This window comes from Klebsiella sp. MISC125 (assembly GCF_051131775.1).
GTDB lineage: Bacteria > Pseudomonadota > Gammaproteobacteria > Enterobacterales > Enterobacteriaceae > Klebsiella.
This window is the reverse complement of record NZ_CP180448.1, coordinates 2,593,026-2,609,739: the sequence shown is the minus strand read 5'-3', so window position 1 is coordinate 2,609,739 and position 16,714 is coordinate 2,593,026. Positions and strand designations below refer to the sequence as shown.

Sequence of the window (16,714 nt, the reverse complement as noted above, 5' to 3'; positions counted from 1 at the left end):
AGCCGCGCATTGAGACTGATGACAAACCCTAAAAAGAGCACGGACGATCCTCCCCTCTCCCCGAAGGGGAGAGGGAGAAAAACGAACCCTCATTCGCTTTTAAGCACATTTGCCATCAGCCGAGCATTTCTTCTATTTATTACGATTAAGCAGGTCCAGCGCGACGTCGACGATCATATCTTCCTGACCGCCAACCATCCGCCGCTTGCCGAGTTCGACGAGAATATCCACCGCGCTCAGGCCGTAGCGCGCCGCCGCCACTTCGCTATGGCGCAGGAAGCTCGAGTACACCCCGGCATAGCCCAGCGCCAGCGTTTCGCGGTCAACGCGCACCGGACGGTCCTGTAGCGGGCGCACCAGCTCATCGGCGGCGTTCATTAAGGCGTAAAGATCGGTACCGTGGTTCCAGCCGAGTTTGTCGGCGGCGGCGATAAACACCTCCAGCGGCGCGTTGCCTGCTCCGGCCCCCATCCCTGCCAGGCTGGCGTCGATGCGGTCGCAACCCTCTTCCATCGCGGCGATGGAGTTGGCAACGCCGAGGCTCAGGTTATGATGCGCGTGCATCCCGGTGGCGGTTTCCGGCTTCAGTACCGCCTTAAGGGCGCGAAAGCGATCGCGAATGTCGTTCATATTCATCGCCCCACCGGAATCGACCACGTAGATACAGGTCGCGCCGTAGGATTCCATCTTCAGCGCCTGCTGTGCCAACTGCTCCGGAGTGGTCATATGGCTCATCATCAGGAAGCCAACGGTGTCCATGCCCAGCTCGCGAGCGAAGGCGATATGCTGTGCCGAGACGTCAGCTTCGGTGCAGTGAGTTGCGACCCGCACCACCCGCGCCCCGGCCTGATACGCGTTTTTCAGGTCGTGGAGAGTACCGATACCGGGTAGCAGTAAAGTGGCAATTTTCGCCTGGCTGACCGACTCCGCCGCCGCTTCAATCCACTCGAGGTCACTGTGCGCGCCGAATCCGTAGTTGAAGCTGGAGCCTTGCAGGCCGTCGCCGTGCGCCACTTCTATTGAATCGACCCCCGCGCTATCCAGCGCCCGGGCAATCTGGCGGACATTATCCAGTGAATACTGATGGCGAATAGCATGCATCCCGTCGCGCAGGGTCACGTCTGAAATATAGAGTTTTTTACCGTTCATACTATTTCTCCCGCTGCGCCGTTCATTGCCTGGGCCATTTTCTCCGCCGTTGCCAGCGCCGCCGAAGTCATAATATCGAGGTTACCCGCGTAGGCTGGCAGGTAGTGCGCTGCCCCTTCGACTTCGAGGTAAACCGATGTTTTCAGGCCGGAGAAGCGGCCAACGCCCGGCAGGTTCACCGGCTTATCTTCCGGGATCACTTCAAACTGCACCTGCTGTTTCAGGCGGTAGCCCGGCACATAGGCCTGCACCGCCGCCGCCATCGCCTCGATTGAGGCGGCGATCTCCTGCTGCGACGCCATTTCGCTTAACACATAAACGGTGTCGCGCATCATCAGCGGCGGCTCCGCCGGGTTCAGCACGATAATCGCTTTGCCCTTCGCCGCGCCGCCGACTTTTTCAATGGCCTGTGAGGTGGTTTCGGTAAATTCATCAATATTGGCTCGCGTCCCCGGACCGGCGGATTTGCTGGCAATAGAGGCAATGATTTCCGCGTAGTGCACTTTCGCTACCCGTGAAACCGCCGCCACCATCGGGATGGTCGCCTGGCCGCCGCAGGTCACCATATTGACGTTGCCCTGTTGCAGATTGGCATCAAGGTTGACCACCGGTACGCAGTACGGACCGATAGCCGCCGGGGTCAGGTCGATAACGCGAATTCCCGGTTTGGCTTCGCGCAGCGCGGCGTCGTTTTTCACGTGCGCCCCGGCGCTGGTGGCGTCGAAAACAAAATCAATGTCGGCAAATTCCGCCATCTGCATCAGACCGCCGACACCTTTATGGGTGGTGGCGACGCCCATGCGCCGGGCGCGGGCCAGGCCGTCGGATTCCGGGTCGATGCCAACCATCACCGCCATCTCCAGATGCTGCCCGTGGCGCAGAATTTTAATCATCAAATCGGTACCGATATTGCCGGAGCCGATAATCGCGACTTTACGTTTACGCATGACTGCCTTCCTCTCCGGCGACAAAACTAGCCGCCACTGAACCTAAACCCTCAATATGGGCTTCAAAACGATCGCCGGCGTTAATCGCCACCATCGGCCCCAGCGCACCCGTCAGCACGATATCGCCCGCCCGCAGCGGCTCGCCAAGGCTGGCCATTTTGCGCGCCAGCCATACCGCCGCGTTCAGTGGATGACCGAGGCACTCGATACCGCGTCCGCTGGAGACTTCCTCCTGATTGCGGGTCATGCGCATGGTGCAGTTTTTCAGATCCAGCCCCTCCGGTCGGCACGCCGGGCTGCCGATCACGTAGACGCCGCAGGAAGCGTTGTCAGCTACCGTATCAACGAAACCAATCGACCAGTCGCGAATGCGGCTGCCAACCACTTCCAGCGCGGGCAGCACCCAGTCGATAGCGGCGTACAGCTCATCAAAGGTGGTGTCGGCATGCGGCAGATCGTGTTTAAGTACGAGAGCGATTTCGGCCTCCACTTTCGGCTGCAAAACACGGGAGAAAGGCACATTGGCGTTATCGCCGTAGCACATGTCGGCAAACAGGGTGCCGAAGTCCGGCTGGTCAACGCCCAGCTGTTGTTGCACTTTGGGATGGGTCAGTCCGACCTTGCGCCCCACTACCCGGCGCCCCCTGGCGACGTGGTGCTGGACGTTGAGCCGCTGGATGGCGTAGGCGGCTTCGGCGTTGTCGACGCCAATAATATCGCGCAACGGTTCAATCGCCTGCCCTTGGGTTTCGGCCTCGCGCAGCCGCTGTGCCAGTTGTTCAAGAGATAACGTAGTCATCATGATTCCTTAGGTCCGCGCCAGAAAATCGAGCACCAGCTGGTTGAAGCTCTCCGCGTGTTCCCACTGCGCCCAGTGGCCGCAGTCGCGATAGATATGCAGTTCAGAGCCGTTAATGCCTGCCAGCAGACGCAGCCCGGCGTCCATCGGTACAAAGCGGTCGTTACGCCCCCAAACGATCAAGGTCCGGGCGCTGATTTCGCCAAGGCGCGGGCTGAAGTCCGGGAACTGCTTCGGATTGGCCTCCAGGCTTTTGACAAAGTTGTCCAGATGATCCCGCCGCGACAGCATATTGTTGAGGCGCGCTTCAAACAGCGCTTCGGTCAGATCGCGGGTATCGAAAACGAAGATATTCATCATCTTTTTCAGATTTTCGATAGTCGGTTCGCGGTACAGGCCGTTGAGCAGCTTGATCCCTTCCGTCGGCATCGGCGTAAACAGGCTCATGCCGCCGGTTCCGCCGCCCATCAGTACCAGTTTACCGACGCGTTCCGGCCAGCTCAGAGTAAAAGCCACCGCGCTGTGGCCGCCCATAGAGTTGCCCAGCAGATGTACTTTGCTGATATCCAGTTGGTCAACGACGCTTTTCAGCACCCGGGCGTTGAGATCAGAACGGGAACCACCGTTGATGATAGAGTCGCTTTTCCCCCAGCCGGGGCAGTCCAGCAGAATCACCCGGTAGCCCGCCTCGACCAGCGGATCGATATTGCGGCTGAAGTTAGCCCAGCCGGTAGCGCCGGGGCCGGAGCCGTGCAGCAGGACCACGGTTTCATCGCCCTGACCGCAGTCGTTAAAGTGAATGCGTAAGGTTTTTCCGTCCTCTTCAACGTTGAGGAAACGACTGGTAGCGGCTTCTGTTTGTGGTTGATAGCTCATATGTTCTCCCTTTTATTCAGTTCTGCGTGGCGGCACTCAGCGAGCCAAATCCGGCAATCCACTCGGGGATGGGTCGGTAGTAGCGGCCTTCGCTGCGCCAGTTGCCAAAAGCGGATAGCGCAGCAAAGGCGGCTACCCAGGTTTTAATTTCGTGCGTCGATTTACCCGCCATCGCCGACAGCTCTTCGTTACTCACGGCATCCAGCTCCGCCAGCCGCCCCTGCTCCAGCAGGCTCATAAAGCGGTTGTCCCAGCCAGGATTGAGCGGAAAGAGCGAATTCTGGTCATCGATAAACTGCTTCGCTGCGCTGATCACCCGCTGCTGGCGCAGCTCGCGCTCGTCCGGCGGCAGCTGTTTGCCGCTGCCCAGCAGCCGGTCACGCATATGCGCATCAGCCTTCGCCAGCTCCGGGACCGGCGGCTGGTGCGAAAGCCCGCCGGAACCGAGGATCAGTACGCGTTTATTAAGAGTGGTGAGAAAGCGACCTATGGCTTCGCCCAGCATCCGGGTGCGCTGAAAGCCCGGTAGCGGCGTCGCCACGCCGTTGATAAACACCGGCAGAACCGGCAGCTTATCCAGCCCGCCAAGCAGAAACTCCAGCGGTTGTGCAAAGCCGTGGTCCACCTGCATGCAATAAGAGACCGCCAGGTCGATACCGTCTTTCATTACCGCGTGAGCGCAGGCCTCCGCCAGCGCCGTCGGCACCGGTAGCTCGCCGCTGGCGCTGGCGAAATCGCCAATAGAGGTTGCGCCAATGCCTAAGCAGAACGGTGGCATCACGTCGTAGAAAAAGCCGTTGTAGTGATCGGGGGCAAACAGCACCACCAGTTCCGGGTCGAAGGCGGCAATTCGCGCCCTGGCGTCAGCAATCACGCCGTTGACCTCGTCCAGCACCGCCTGCTCCGGGTCAACATAGCCCACCAGCGGGGTATGCGAGAGACAGTGAAGATAAGCATTCATATCAGGCCACCTGTTCAATCGTTGTTGCGGGTTGCGCGGATGCCAGCTGCATTTTGCTCGCCAGCGCATCAAGTTTATTGCCCAGGGTTTGCGGTATCGCCACGGTGGCGACGAAGCGGTCCGGACGCACAACGGCGATGGCGGTATCGTGCTGCGCAAACCAGCTTTTCAGGCGATTTTGCGTGTCGCCGAGGCGAATGACGCCGGGCACGTTGTCCTGGTCGCAATGAATCTGTACCTCCGGCACCACCTGGATAAAACGCACTCCGGCGGCGCGCCAGCGGGAAATCTGCTTGTCGCTCAGCCCCCATTGCGGGTTACAGCCCCAGCCGATAATGGCGAAGTTCGCGCCAATCACCTCGTCCAGCAGCGTGACCTGGCCATTTTCAAGCGTGACCTTCGGCTGGATAAACATCTTGCCGACCGGGGAATTTTTGCCTTCGCCTTCCGCCAGCAGCGCGCCATCTTGATACTGCGGCATCGGCTTGAAGCGCATTTCGAGGAAGTAGCGTTTGACCGGCGGCAGGTAGTTGAGCAGCCAGGTAACGCCATCGCGTACCGCGCCATGCCAGCGTTTCGGCGGCGCCAGGACGTTACCGGCGGTGACCGACAGGTCGATCATCGCTTTCGCGTGGTCCCGGCGCTCCTGCTGGTAACTATCGAGCAGCGACTCTCCGGCCTGGCCGTTCACCACCAGCGCCAGCTTCCACGCCAGATTGAAGGCATCGCGCATGCCGCTGTTGTAACCCTGTCCCTGCCAGACCGGCATGATGTGCGCGGCGTCGCCCGCCAGCAGTATGCGATCCACGCGAAAGCGTTCGGCGATGCGCGCGTTATGGGTATAGACGCGCTGGCGGATCAGCTCGACGTTATCCGGGTCCGGCAGCACCTTGCTCAGCAGCTTGCGCATATTGTCCGGCTCGCTCAACTGGGCCTCGGTTTCACCAGGCATCACCATAAATTCAAAGCGACGTACCCCGTGCGGCAGCGCGGCGGAGACGTACGGGCGCACCGGGTCGCAGCACAGATAGACATGCGGAGTGGCAAGCGGGTCGTTAGCGATATCGATAACAATCCACTGATTCGGCGCGGTTTTCCCTTCAAAGGGAATATTCAGCGCGCGGCGAATAATGCTGGCACCGCCGTCGCAGGCTACCAGCCAGTCGGCGCGTACGGTTTCGTGCTCACCATTGCTGCCGTGTAGGTTTAACGTGACACCGTCACTATCCTGACTGAAGGCTTCAACTTCGCGGGAAAACAAGCAGCGCACGTGGGGGAAGCGGCTCAGGCCGTCATACATCACCCCATCCACCTGCGGCTGAATAAAAGCGTTACGCCGCGACCAGCCAAACTCGTCGGTCATCGGCTGAATATCGGCGAAGCAGCGCCCTTTCGGAGTCAGAAAGCGCATGGCGTGCCACGGCGTGGTGTGCGGCAGTACGTTGTCCACCAGTCCGACAGCCTGCATCGCCCGCAGCGCCTCATCGTCGATACCAATGGCGCGGGGGTAATCGATCAGTGAATCCAGTTTCTCAATCAGCAGCACGCTGACGCCCATTTGCCCCAGGTAGTTGGCGATCATCAGACCAACAGGGCCAGCACCGGCAATCGCCACCTGGGCGGTATGCTGCACGACCGGTTGGATATCAGGATTAGATGTTGTCATTTCAAAACCTCACGCTTCGGTCAAATTACCGCTATCTGGAAAACATCAACAACGCGGCAATTTGTTAATTAAATGTGAATATATTTTTATAGTGAGGTCAGTATAGAGTTGCGAAATTGCGCTACAATCAAAACATCATCCGATGTGCACCAAGTGCACATGACTGTTTAAAATGATTTTTATCGAGGCGATATGAGCGAAAATTCGTCAGCGGATTACAAGACGGTACGCGGATTAAGCCGCGGGTTATTGTTATTAAATTTGTTAAATAAATTCGACGGAGGCGCGACGGTCGGCACCCTGGCTGAGTTTAGCGGCTTGCATCGCACCACCGTCAGGCGGCTGCTGGAAACGCTACAGGATGAGGGATATGTTCGCCGCAGCCGCTCGGATGACAGCTTTCGATTGACGATTAAAGTTCGGCAATTAAGTGAGGGATTTCGTGACGAGCATTGGATTTCTGCCCTCGCCACGCCGCTGCTTGGTGAGCTTTTGCGGGAGGTTTTATGGCCCACCGACATCACGACTCTTGATGTGGATGCCATGGTGGTACGCGAAACCACCCACCGCTTCAGCCGGCTTTCCTTTCACCGGGCGATGGTAGGCCGCCGCCTGCCGCTGCTGCTGACCGCCTCCGGATTAACCTGGCTGGCCTTCGCGCCGGAACACGAACGAAGCCCAATCATCGAGATGCTGGCCGCACGCCCGGAAGCGGAGTACCAGCTGGCGCGGGAGCCGGAAAAGCTGGCCGCCATTCTCGAACGCACCCGGCACAACGGTTATGGCGAAAACTTTCGCGGCTGGCAGCAGGAGGAGAAAATTGCCTCGATTGCGGTGCCCGTCCGCCGCCAGCAGCGGGTTGTCGGCTGCCTGAACCTGGTATATATGGCCCAGGCAATGACCATTGAACAGGCAGCACAGAAGTATCTCGCCTCGTTACAAAAAGTGGCTAGCCAGCTCGAAGAACGTATGGCCGATGAAGAAGTTTTTTACGAATAACCCTGTCCTGAAGGGGTAAATGGCCTGCTAGCAATTGCGATCGGCGTCGCTATGTACTCTAATACATAGCGATTCCCTTTACGCAACTGAGCCATTCCATGTCAAAACAACCGCGTTTTTTATTGGCGCTGACGCTGCTAAGCGCCAGTCTGTTCGCCGGTCAGGCCTTTGCTGACCGCATCGTCACCGACCAGTTAGGCCGCGAGGTCACCCTCCCCGACCACGTCACCCGCGCCGTGGTGCTTCAGCACCAGACCTTAAACCTGCTGGTGCAGCTTAACGCCGCTGACGATATCGTCGGCGTGATGAGCAGTTGGAAAAAACAGCTCGGCCCGCAGTTTGCCCGCTTTATGCCGGGCATTGAGAAACTGCCGATGCCGGGCGATCTGACTCAGGTCAATATCGAAAGCCTGCTGGCTCTGCATCCGCAGGTGGTGTTTGTCGCCAACTATGCGCCACAGGCGATGATCCAGCAGATTCAAAACGCCGGGATCCCGGTGGTGGCCGTCTCGCTGCGCCAGGATGCCGCTGGTGAGAAAAACAAAATGAACCCGACGATGGCCGATGAAGAGCAGGCCTACAACGAGGGCCTGAAACAGGGTATCCGCCTGATTGGCGATGTGGTTGATCGTAAAACTCAGGCTGAAGATCTGATTAACTACACCTTTAGCGCACGGGAAAAAGCCAACGCACCGGTTGCCGATATTCCGGAAAACCAGCGGGTACGGGTGTATATGGCCAATCCGGACCTCAATACCTACGGTTCGGGTAAGTATACCGGCCTGATGATGACGCACGCCGGGGCGCTGAACGTGGCTGCCGCCAGCGTGAAAGGCGCACGTCAGGTGTCGCTGGAGCAGGTGCTGCAGTGGAACCCGGAGGTGATTTTTGTCCAGGACCGCTACCCGGAGGTGGTCAAACAGATCCAGAACGACCCGCAGTGGCAAAGCATTGACGCGGTGAAGAACCACCGCGTGTGGCTGATGCCGGAATACGCCAAAGCCTGGGGCTACCCGATGCCGGAAGCGCTGGCTATTGGCGAACTGTGGATGGCGAAAAAGCTCTACCCGTCCCGCTATAACAACGTCGATGTTGATGCGAAAGCGCAGGATTACTATCAGCGTTTCTATCGCGTGAAGTGGACACCGGATGCTCAGTAATCGCCACCCGGCCCTGGTACAATGCACCCTCGCGCTGGTTACGCTGTTAATTGCCGTCGCTTCAATCTGTTTTGGTCAATACCCGTTAAGCCTGGCGGAAGTTTTCCGCCAGCTGGCGCATCTTTCGCCCGTTGACGGCGTGGCCGGACAGGTGGTCTGGTCGGTGAGGCTGCCAAGGATCGTGATGGCGCTGCTGGCCGGCGGCGCGCTGGGGCTGTGCGGAGCCACGTTGCAAGGCGTGTTCCAGAATCCGCTGGTGGATCCGCATATCATCGGCGTCACCTCCGGCTCCGCTTTTGGCGGTACGCTGGCGATTCTGCTGGGGCTCAATACCCTGCTGATGATGACCTCAACCTTTTTCTTCGGTCTTGCCGCGCTGATTCTGGTGTACCTGATTGCCGCACTTCAGGGGCGGGAAAGCACGCTGGTGCTGATCCTCTCAGGGATTATTCTCAGCGGCTTTTTTGCCGCGCTGGTGAGCCTGATGCAGTACCTGGCCGATACCGAAGAAACGCTGCCAAACATTGTTTTCTGGCTGCTGGGTAGTTTTGCCACTGCCAACTGGCACAAAGTGCTGATGATGGCAATTCCAGTGGGCTGCGCGGCGGCAGTGCTCTTTAAGCTGCGCTGGCGGATTAATCTGCTGGCGCTGGAGGACAAAGACGCTCGCGGGCTGGGGGTTTCCGTTACCGCTCTGCGCCGTGGCGTGCTGGTGTGCTGCGCGGTGCTGGTGGCTTCCCAGGTGGCGGTGAGCGGCAGCATTGCGTGGGTCGGACTGGTTATTCCGCATCTGGCGCGGCTGCTGGTGGGGGCCGATCATCGGCGTCTTCTGCCGACCGCCTTCTGGCTTGGCGGCGGTTTTATGATTGTCGTCGATGACCTTGCCCGCACGTTAACCCAGGCCGAGATCCCTATTGGCATTATTACTGCCCTGCTTGGCGCACCGCTGTTCACTTATCTGCTGGTACATTCACGGCGCAGAGGGGCATTCTGATGACGCTTTCCTTGCGTTTAACCGATCTGTTATATGGTCATAGCCAGCCGCTGTTTACTCCGTTGAGTTTACAGTGCCGTTCCGGCGATATCTGGGCGGTGCTCGGCGCAAACGGGCGCGGTAAAAGCACCCTGCTTGATACCCTGACTGGGGTACTGACGCCGCTCGGCGGTCAGTTTACCTGTGAGGGCGGTATCGGCATCGTGCCACAATCTTTTCGCCCGACCTTTAGCTGGCAGGTGCGCGATGTAGTGCTGATGGGGCGAGCCCGCCATGTCAATCTGTTCGCTCAGCCGTCAGCGGAAGATGAGGGCCAGGTGCAGGAGGCGCTGATGCAGCTCGGCATCGCGCCGCTGGCCGGTAAGGTGTTTCGTTCGCTGTCCGGCGGCCAGCAGCAGCTGGTGCTGATCGCCAGAGCGCTGGTGGGAGCCAGCCAGAATATCCTGCTGGATGAGCCCTGCTCAGCGTTGGATCTGGCCAACCAGCAGGTGGTACTGCAATTAATCAGCGACCTCGCCCATCGCCAGCGGCGCACGGTGGTGTTTACCACTCACGACCCGACCCATGCTCTGCAGGTAGCGAGCCATACGCTGCTCCTGCTGCCTGATGGAGAATGGCTGGCAGGCGAATCCACCAACGTGCTGACGGAAGAGAACCTTCAGCGCGCCTATGGTTTGCCGGTGCGCAAAATCAATCATCCCGGATCGGCGGTTCCGCTGCTGGCCCCGCAGTTTACGATTCATCGTTGATAGCTAAAAAACCAGCGTTTTTCAGGAAGCGCTGGCCCTCCACGCCGAGGATAAAGCGGCACAACAGTCGCGCCCCGGCACTCTGTTCAATCTGCGCCAGCTGATAGTCGCAGCGAATATTCCACGACGGCGGTATGGCCAGGGTACGCAGGTCATCGCACGCCGTCATCTGCGTAGCGTAATGCGCATAGCCAATAAACAGATCGGTTAAGTTTTCGCGAATCAGCCACGCTCCGGCGGTTTCACCGACAGGTATGGTCAGAGAGTCTCGTCCCCCTACCAGTTGCTGCGCGCGAGCCGTAATGGCGCCACCCACGCCGGGGCAACGTTGTTCAATCAGGGAAAAAAGCTGCCAGGTATAGTCACCCGACGGGTCGCAGCCCGGTGTTGACGTCGCCAGGCGCAAGACCGGGTCGCTGAGAAGCGCCAGCCAGTCCCGCTCGTCGGTTTCCACGCTGCGCCTGGCGGTCAGCATAAGCTGATTACGGGCAAATAAGTGGCACTCTCCGGCCAGCCCGGCCTGACGCAGCGCCTGTGGATGTTGAGTGTTGGCTGAAGCGAAAACGGAGCAGGGTTCCCCGGCCTCAATGCGCTCGCGCAGCAGGCCTGCAGGTCCAAAATGAACATCGACCGGGATGCCGGTTTGCTGCTGAAAGCGTGCCAGCAGCGGGATAAAAGCCCTTTTCAGGCTTCCCGCCGCCAGCAGCGTTAAAGAGATGGTCATCATAACAATCGCTATATATTAATAAATATAGCGACATATTAACTGGATCCAGCCCGTTTCAGTAACGAATTTCCGCCAGCTCTCGCAGCTGTTCCGGAGTTGCCACCGGCAGGTTGAAGAAGCGCAGATAAGCCGGGATCATCTCAAACAGCATATCGGTACCGCGCTGGATTGGGCATCCCGCCGCCTGTGCCGCCAGCAATAATGGCGTGAACTCCTGGGCCATCACCACTTCGCCGACAAAGGTTCCCGGCGTCAGACGTTGTGGATCCAGCGGCAGCGGATCGCCCTCTTTCATTCCCAGCGGCGTCGCGTTAACCACCAGATCGTGCCCCTGCGGGTCGCGCTGCATCAGGGTAATATCCAGCTGAGGATAGCGCGCAAGCAGACGCTCAGCCAGCGCTTCAGCAGTCTGCGAACGAGCGTCGTACAGCGTCAGCGCGCTAACGCCCGCCGCCGCCAGCGAAGCGGCAATGGCCGAGCCTACGCCGCCGCTACCAACCACCAGCGCTCGCGCTCCTTGTGTCACGAAACCTTTACGCTGAATGCCAAGAACAAATCCATCGCCATCAAACATATCGCCGCTCAGGCTGCCGTCGGCTTCAAGGCGAATCGCGTTACAGGCCCCGGCAATCGCCGCCGTCGGGCTAATATGCTGGACCAGCTCGCAGGTGGCGATTTTGTGCGGCATAGTGACCAGCGCGCCGATAATATTGGTCATCTTAAATAGCGTCGGCACAAAGGCGGCATAATCCTCTGGCTTCACGCCCATCGGCACCACTTTGACGTCAACCTGCTGATGAGCAAACCACGGGTTATAAATCATCGGCGCTTTAAATTTAGCGGTCGGGTAGCCCAGATGCGCTATCAGCCGCGTATTACCACTAATCACCATCCCCTGCTCCTTTAGTTACTGCAAAAATATTACTGCGAAAGTTCGATACGTTTAACGTCGCCCAAAATAAACAGATAGGCCGCTACGCCCAGCAGCGCCGCGCCGCCAACATAGATAAGCGCGTAAAAGAAGTTACCCGAGGCGGCCACAATGAAACCGATGACCAGCGGCGTGAGGATCCCGGCGAGATTAGCGCAGAAGTTAAATAATCCACCGGTCAGGCCACCGAGCCCCTTTGGCGCGATATCAGAAATTAACGTCCAGCCCAGACCGACCATTCCCTGACCAAAGAAGGCGAACGACATCACCAGGATGACCGCCAGATCGCTGGTCAGCCAGTTGGCGGAAATAATGGTACTCGCCATCAGCAGACCGGCAACGATAGGCAGCTTGCGTCCAAGGTTTGCCGAGCCGGTAGCTTTCAGCAATTTGTCCGAAACCCAACCGCCGAACATCACGCCGCCCGCCGCCGCGAGAAACGGCATGATGGCGAAGAAGCCAACTTTGATCCACGGCATATGGCGTTCGGTCGCCAGATAGGTCGGGAACCAGGTGAGGAAGAACACCAGTACCGTATTACCGGCGAACTGCCCGATGCTGGCGCCGAGAATCTGCCGTTTAGCCAGCAGCTGGCGAATCAGTGGCCAGCTAAACGCCGTGTGTTGTTCCGCTCCGGTCGTCATCCCGCCGCCGTTGACGATATGCTCGCGCTCCTGCTGATTAAGATGCTTATCCTCATGCGGCTCGCGATAGCAGCGCCACCACACCAGCGCAAACATTACGCCGACCGCACCCACGCTGATAAACAGCGCGCGCCAGCCGAAGCTGCCCATAATCCAGAACAGCAGCGGTGAAAAGCAGGCCAGCCCGAGATATTCGCCGACGGTATAAACCGCCGTCGCTTTTGCACGCTCCTGCTGCGGGAACCAGGCGCTCACCACCCGACTGTTCACCGGGAAACAGGGCGCTTCGCTGACGCCAAGACCAAAGCGGCACAGCAGCAGCGTTTTCAGGCCCACCGCCATACCGTGGAACATGGTAAATAGCGACCACAGGGTCAACGCCAGAAAATAGGTAATTTTGTTGCCAAAGCGGTCCAGAAAGATCCCGCCGGGGATCTGCGCCAGCGCGTAGGTCCAGGCAAAAGCGGAGAAGACGATCCCCATCACCGCGGCATCGATACCCAGTTCGGCGGTCAGCTGCGGTGCGGCAATCCCCAACACCGTACGGTCGAGATAATTGATCATTGTGCCGACGGCCAGCAGCGCAAGAATGCCGATACGCCGCCGGGAAGGTCGCACGCCGTTGGCTGCGCCCGCCGTCGCCTGATTTTGGCTATAAGAGTTCATAGTCGTTTCCTGTCATAGAGTACAGATACGTGTTGTTATTGTGTTTGTGCTGTTGCGTTGTGAACCATCTGCTACATTACTCGGTGTACTGCATTGCTGACAAGCGTACCGCTGCGTTTACAGCACCATAAAGTGCGTAACCCTCGCGTCGCTCAGTCAATTCAAAGAAAAAACGTCCTGCGGAGAAGGGACGGGTGTAGAGATGCAGAAATTCGCCGCCGCTGCCATCGCGGTCATAGAGAATTTGCAGGCGCTTTAGCAGGTTAACGCGATCGCTCTCACCAAAACGGGCCAGCAGATCCTCGTAGTAGTTCGCTGGGATCGGTAGCGCGTTGACGGAGACCTGCGGCAGCCTTTCAAGCGTGGCGGGTAAATCACGGCAGGCAAAGGCCGCGTGCTGTAAACCCGCGCCCTGATAGCAGGCTACCGAGCGGGCAATCTGCGTGGCGCGACTTTGCGAGATATTTAATGCGAGACGAATATCGCCCTGCGGACTGCGCACCGCCAGGCTGCGCACCAGCCCGTACGGGTCCGGCAGAGTTTGTTCATGCTCAAGGCTGAAGCCAAATACGGTGCGGAAAAAGATAATCCAGTTATCGCGGCTGTCCGCCTCCATCCCCAGCGCCAGGTGATCGATCCCGAGGTAATCGTCGCGCAGAGGCAGGTCGGCGCACAGATGGAAATCACGGGTGTAAATATCATCACCCATCTCAATCAGATAAATCAGGCTGCCGTCCGGGGCGCAAATCGCCGGGATCGGGCTTTCATTCGGCCCTGCGTCTCCCTGCCAGGTGGCATACCCGTATGCGCGGGCGCGCTCGACAATCGCCTCACTCTGGCTGACGCGCAGCGCCATCGCGCACAATGACACCCCATGGCGCTGGTGAAAATGATCGGCCCAGCTGTGCGGTTGCGCGTTGACGACCACCCGGGCCCCGCCGTTACGCCAGAGGGAGACGCGTTTTGAGCGATGCGTTCCCTCTTCGGCAAAACCAAGCTGCGCCAACCGTTGTCCCAGCCCTTTAGCCTCCGCCGGATTCGCGGCGAACTCGATAAACTCCAGCCCGGCGTATTCAGGAAGTTCGGGAGGTGCGAACAACGGTGCGCTGCTCTGCGGTAACCGCTGGCGGGTCTGCTCTTCCAGCCACAGCAAAGAACGATAGCCATCTTTCGCCGTCACATTGTTGGGCGAGGCGCGGAAGCTATCATTGAAAATCTCCAGCGACCACGGGCCGCGATAGCCACAGCGGGTTAGCGCGCAGGCGAAATCCACCAGCGGCAACTGCCCCTGACCGGGGAAGCAGCGGAAATGACGGCTCCATTCCAGAATATCCATCTTCATCAGCGGCGCGTCGGCCATCTGCACAAAGGTGATTTTCTCTGCCGGGACTTCCGGCAGACGCTGGAGCGTATCGCCGCGCGCCAGAACATGGAAGCTGTCGAGCACAATGCCCAGCGCCGGGCTGTCAACACTTTTGACCCGCTCCCAGGCCTGATGCCAGCGGTTGACGTGCGTACCCCAGGCTAGCGCCTCATAGCCAATAGCTATGCCCTCTTGCTCCGCCAGTTCAGCCAGCGCACGCAGGTCAGCGACCTGTAGCTCAACGTCGGCGGAACAATCCGGCTGGACGTTGCTGCACAGCAACATAGTGTCGCAGCCCAGTTCATGCATTAGCGCGAATTTGCGCTTTGCACGTTCCAGATTCGCTTCGAACTGACTGCGGCTGGCGCCTTCAAAATCACGAAAGGGTTGAAAAAGCGTGATTTTTAGCCCTAAATCAGCTGCCAGATGACGGATATCGCTCGGCGTACCCGTATAATAGAGCAGATCGTTTTCGAAGATTTCGACGCCCTGATAGCCCGCCGCGGCAATCGCGTGCAGCTTTTCGGGTAAGGTGCCGGAGATGGAGACGGTAGCGATTGAGCGCAGCATAGAGTCCTCGTGTCATTAGCTGACCTAAGACCTGAATATGTATCATTTGGTTCAATCGCGCCATGGTAGGTTGCCAAATTGTGATCGATATGTGTATTTTTTGCATCTTATTAAAAAGGAGCCGTTATGTCCGCCGTTGCTCACGATGAAGCACAATCCCTCAAAGAGCGGATCTTTGCCGCTGCCATTACCGTTTTCGCCGAACATGGATTGTCAGGTGCGCGAATGGAACAGATCGCCACCGAAGCGCAGACCACGAAAAGGATGGTGGTTTATTACTTCAAGACCAAAGAGCAGCTCTATCAGGCGGTGCTCCAGCACATCTATGCACGTATTCGCGAAACCGAGCAGCAGCTTGGGCTGGAAAACGTGCCGCCGGTCGAGGCGCTGGTGCAACTGGTGAAGTGGAGCGTACGCTATCACGCTACGCACGCCGACTATATGCGGGTGATCTGTATGGAAAATATGCAGCGCGGGAAATGGCTAAAAAATTCCGGTCAGTTAAAACCGCTAAACCGCACCGCCCTGTCGATTCTTGAAGACATACTTCAGCGCGGCCAGCAGCAAGGGGTGTTTCAGGCAGGACTGGAAGCGCGCGATGTGCATCGGCTGATCAGCAGCTTTAGCTTTTATCAGGTATCAAACTTTTATACCTTCAGCAGCCTGTATCTCGACGATCCGTTGCCGGAAATTGATGATGAAGCGATGGTCACACATCACTGCGATATTGCCGTCAAAGCGGTGGTTCGCTTCGTGATTTCCTGAAGCGAAAAGGCAGCGCGCAGGAACGGCTAGTTTCCTGAAAGAGCATGGACAACTTTCGCCATCGCTTCCTGCGTCAGTTCGGAACGCTGAACATGAGAGTTAGCCAGAGCGGTGCGCAGGACGCCGGCGATAACGATATGTTTCGGCTCCTGGCCCAAATCTCGCATTTCAAGCACGACTTTGCCGACTACACGACACATTTCCTGGTACAGTTCGTCGTCTTTCGCTTTATTTCCCATTGTATTTGGCTCACAAATTTTCATTATCAATCAAATCATTATTGATATATTTTCTGGATAAATCAAACCAGTGCCGCTTTTGCTGACCAGCAGATGATTTTCTCTGCAAAACTTGTGAATAAATCCGCGTTTTCGCGCTATTTATCTTGTCACCAGGTGAAAAAATGTGTTGCGCAAAATCATAGGATTAGTTTGCTTTTTGTTAAGTACATGACTATAGAAATGAAACATGGTTTTCATTTTCTTTTTTGGATTTGGCAACGTATAATGCCCAACAAATTCGTATTGAATGGTTTCAGCGCATTGGATTGCATGACTAAACGCATAACACATTGCCTCTTTTCATGGGCTGAACCGCCAGCACACTTTCTTCTGCACGCTCTATTGTTGTCACCTATCCTTAGAGCGTGGCATAGCAACTTTCGTAATACAGGTTTAACTCCATGGCAGTGCGCCCACGGAGTGAGAATCCCCTATCCTTATCCTTCACAACTTAAAGACTAAAACTG

17 protein-coding genes are annotated in these 16,714 nt (G+C 57.8%); 6 read left to right on the top strand and 11 right to left on the bottom strand.

Annotation, left to right across the window (positions count from 1 at the left end):
- Window positions 1–132: 132 nt before the first annotated feature.
- From mhpE to ACMYSL_RS12270, 6 genes are read right to left on the bottom strand one after another with little or no spacing between them, the layout of a single operon-like run.
- Window positions 133–1,149: a 4-hydroxy-2-oxovalerate aldolase gene (gene mhpE / locus ACMYSL_RS12295; protein ID WP_434663101.1), complete on the bottom strand. Its 1,017-nt coding sequence runs from the start codon at window positions 1,147–1,149 to the stop codon at window positions 133–135.
- On the bottom strand, window positions 1,146–2,096 hold the full coding sequence (mhpF, locus tag ACMYSL_RS12290; protein WP_434663098.1) for an acetaldehyde dehydrogenase: 951 nt from the start codon (window positions 2,094–2,096) through the stop codon (window positions 1,146–1,148). The genes mhpE and mhpF overlap by 4 nt, the downstream gene beginning before the upstream one ends.
- Entirely contained in the window at window positions 2,089–2,895 is an 807-nt protein-coding gene (mhpD, locus tag ACMYSL_RS12285; protein ID WP_434664050.1) for a 2-keto-4-pentenoate hydratase, read from the bottom strand. The genes mhpF and mhpD overlap by 8 nt, the downstream gene beginning before the upstream one ends.
- A 9-nt stretch (window positions 2,896–2,904) precedes the next feature.
- A complete protein-coding gene (gene mhpC / locus ACMYSL_RS12280) occupies window positions 2,905–3,771 on the bottom strand; it encodes a 2-hydroxy-6-oxonona-2,4-dienedioate hydrolase (protein WP_304259713.1) in 867 nt (288 codons plus the stop codon).
- 16 nt (window positions 3,772–3,787) lie between these two features.
- Window positions 3,788–4,732, bottom strand: a complete 945-nt coding sequence (mhpB, locus tag ACMYSL_RS12275; RefSeq protein WP_434663096.1) for a 2,3-dihydroxyphenylpropionate/2,3-dihydroxicinnamic acid 1,2-dioxygenase — start codon at window positions 4,730–4,732, stop codon at window positions 3,788–3,790.
- 1 nt (window position 4,733) lies between these two features.
- Window positions 4,734–6,398 (bottom strand): bifunctional 3-(3-hydroxy-phenyl)propionate/3-hydroxycinnamic acid hydroxylase, encoded by a 1,665-nt coding sequence (locus ACMYSL_RS12270; RefSeq protein ID WP_434663094.1) that lies wholly within the window; start codon window positions 6,396–6,398, stop codon window positions 4,734–4,736.
- Between the two features lie 192 nt (window positions 6,399–6,590).
- Here ACMYSL_RS12270 and ACMYSL_RS12265 point away from each other — a divergent pair, with 192 nt between their 5' ends.
- The 4 genes from ACMYSL_RS12265 (at window position 6,591) to ACMYSL_RS12250 (ending at window position 10,300) form a co-directional block, all read left to right on the top strand.
- Window positions 6,591–7,397 (top strand): DNA-binding transcriptional regulator, encoded by an 807-nt coding sequence (locus tag ACMYSL_RS12265; protein WP_434663092.1) that lies wholly within the window; start codon window positions 6,591–6,593, stop codon window positions 7,395–7,397.
- Between the two features lie 98 nt (window positions 7,398–7,495).
- Window positions 7,496–8,557 carry an ABC transporter substrate-binding protein gene (locus ACMYSL_RS12260; RefSeq protein ID WP_434663089.1) on the top strand — a complete coding sequence of 354 codons (1,062 nt, stop codon included), beginning with the start codon at window positions 7,496–7,498 and terminating at the stop codon, window positions 8,555–8,557.
- Window positions 8,547–9,551 carry a FecCD family ABC transporter permease gene (locus ACMYSL_RS12255; RefSeq protein WP_182239360.1) on the top strand — a complete coding sequence of 335 codons (1,005 nt, stop codon included), beginning with the start codon at window positions 8,547–8,549 and terminating at the stop codon, window positions 9,549–9,551. The genes ACMYSL_RS12260 and ACMYSL_RS12255 overlap by 11 nt, the downstream gene beginning before the upstream one ends.
- Window positions 9,551–10,300, top strand: a complete 750-nt coding sequence (locus ACMYSL_RS12250; protein ID WP_434663086.1) for an ABC transporter ATP-binding protein — start codon at window positions 9,551–9,553, stop codon at window positions 10,298–10,300. The genes ACMYSL_RS12255 and ACMYSL_RS12250 overlap by 1 nt, the downstream gene beginning before the upstream one ends.
- Here the strand turns inward: ACMYSL_RS12250 and ACMYSL_RS12245 are convergent.
- The 4 genes from ACMYSL_RS12245 to ACMYSL_RS12230 form a co-directional block, all read right to left on the bottom strand.
- A complete protein-coding gene (locus ACMYSL_RS12245) occupies window positions 10,284–11,024 on the bottom strand; it encodes a substrate-binding domain-containing protein (RefSeq protein WP_434664047.1) in 741 nt (246 codons plus the stop codon). The genes ACMYSL_RS12250 and ACMYSL_RS12245 overlap by 17 nt on opposite strands.
- Before the next feature lie 58 nt (window positions 11,025–11,082).
- Window positions 11,083–11,919: a shikimate dehydrogenase family protein gene (locus tag ACMYSL_RS12240; protein ID WP_434663084.1), complete on the bottom strand. Its 837-nt coding sequence runs from the start codon at window positions 11,917–11,919 to the stop codon at window positions 11,083–11,085.
- Window positions 11,920–11,948: 29 nt separating this feature from the next.
- Window positions 11,949–13,268, bottom strand: coding sequence for an MFS transporter (locus tag ACMYSL_RS12235; RefSeq protein ID WP_434663081.1), 1,320 nt, complete (start codon window positions 13,266–13,268; stop codon window positions 11,949–11,951).
- 76 nt (window positions 13,269–13,344) lie between these two features.
- Window positions 13,345–15,201, bottom strand: a complete 1,857-nt coding sequence (locus ACMYSL_RS12230; RefSeq protein ID WP_434663078.1) for a bifunctional sugar phosphate isomerase/epimerase/4-hydroxyphenylpyruvate dioxygenase family protein — start codon at window positions 15,199–15,201, stop codon at window positions 13,345–13,347.
- A 126-nt stretch (window positions 15,202–15,327) separates the two neighbouring features.
- On the opposite strand from ACMYSL_RS12230, the gene ACMYSL_RS12225 reads away from it, so the two are divergent.
- Window positions 15,328–15,966, top strand: a complete 639-nt coding sequence (locus ACMYSL_RS12225; protein WP_110275752.1) for a TetR/AcrR family transcriptional regulator — start codon at window positions 15,328–15,330, stop codon at window positions 15,964–15,966.
- 26 nt (window positions 15,967–15,992) lie between these two features.
- Here ACMYSL_RS12225 and fumD read toward each other — a convergent pair whose 3' ends face one another.
- Window positions 15,993–16,205 (bottom strand): fumarate hydratase FumD, encoded by a 213-nt coding sequence (gene fumD, locus ACMYSL_RS12220; RefSeq protein WP_110275751.1) that lies wholly within the window; start codon window positions 16,203–16,205, stop codon window positions 15,993–15,995.
- 93 nt (window positions 16,206–16,298) lie between these two features.
- Here fumD and ynhH point away from each other — a divergent pair, with 93 nt between their 5' ends.
- Window positions 16,299–16,709 carry a protein YnhH gene (gene ynhH, locus ACMYSL_RS12215; RefSeq protein ID WP_434663076.1) on the top strand — a complete coding sequence of 137 codons (411 nt, stop codon included), beginning with the start codon at window positions 16,299–16,301 and terminating at the stop codon, window positions 16,707–16,709.
- The last annotated feature ends 5 nt before the right edge of the window (window positions 16,710–16,714 follow it).

Excerpts from the sequence above, each read along its gene's own strand:
- mhpE (WP_434663101.1), bottom strand. The coding sequence starts at position 1,149 with ATGAACGGTAAAAAACTCTATATTTCAGACGTGACCCTGCGCGACGGG.
- mhpF (WP_434663098.1), bottom strand. The coding sequence starts at position 2,096 with ATGCGTAAACGTAAAGTCGCGATTATCGGCTCCGGCAATATCGGTACC.
- mhpD (WP_434664050.1), bottom strand. The coding sequence starts at position 2,895 with ATGACTACGTTATCTCTTGAACAACTGGCACAGCGGCTGCGCGAGGCC.
- mhpC (WP_304259713.1), bottom strand. The coding sequence starts at position 3,771 with ATGAGCTATCAACCACAAACAGAAGCCGCTACCAGTCGTTTCCTCAAC.
- mhpB (WP_434663096.1), bottom strand. The coding sequence starts at position 4,732 with ATGAATGCTTATCTTCACTGTCTCTCGCATACCCCGCTGGTGGGCTAT.
- ACMYSL_RS12270 (WP_434663094.1), bottom strand. The coding sequence starts at position 6,398 with ATGACAACATCTAATCCTGATATCCAACCGGTCGTGCAGCATACCGCC.
- ACMYSL_RS12265 (WP_434663092.1), top strand. The coding sequence starts at position 6,591 with ATGAGCGAAAATTCGTCAGCGGATTACAAGACGGTACGCGGATTAAGC.
- ACMYSL_RS12260 (WP_434663089.1), top strand. The coding sequence starts at position 7,496 with ATGTCAAAACAACCGCGTTTTTTATTGGCGCTGACGCTGCTAAGCGCC.
- ACMYSL_RS12255 (WP_182239360.1), top strand. The coding sequence starts at position 8,547 with ATGCTCAGTAATCGCCACCCGGCCCTGGTACAATGCACCCTCGCGCTG.
- ACMYSL_RS12250 (WP_434663086.1), top strand. The coding sequence starts at position 9,551 with ATGACGCTTTCCTTGCGTTTAACCGATCTGTTATATGGTCATAGCCAG.
- ACMYSL_RS12245 (WP_434664047.1), bottom strand. The coding sequence starts at position 11,024 with ATGACCATCTCTTTAACGCTGCTGGCGGCGGGAAGCCTGAAAAGGGCT.
- ACMYSL_RS12240 (WP_434663084.1), bottom strand. The coding sequence starts at position 11,919 with ATGGTGATTAGTGGTAATACGCGGCTGATAGCGCATCTGGGCTACCCG.
- ACMYSL_RS12235 (WP_434663081.1), bottom strand. The coding sequence starts at position 13,268 with ATGAACTCTTATAGCCAAAATCAGGCGACGGCGGGCGCAGCCAACGGC.
- ACMYSL_RS12230 (WP_434663078.1), bottom strand. The coding sequence starts at position 15,201 with ATGCTGCGCTCAATCGCTACCGTCTCCATCTCCGGCACCTTACCCGAA.
- ACMYSL_RS12225 (WP_110275752.1), top strand. The coding sequence starts at position 15,328 with ATGTCCGCCGTTGCTCACGATGAAGCACAATCCCTCAAAGAGCGGATC.
- fumD (WP_110275751.1), bottom strand. The coding sequence starts at position 16,205 with ATGGGAAATAAAGCGAAAGACGACGAACTGTACCAGGAAATGTGTCGT.
- ynhH (WP_434663076.1), top strand. The coding sequence starts at position 16,299 with ATGATTTTCTCTGCAAAACTTGTGAATAAATCCGCGTTTTCGCGCTAT.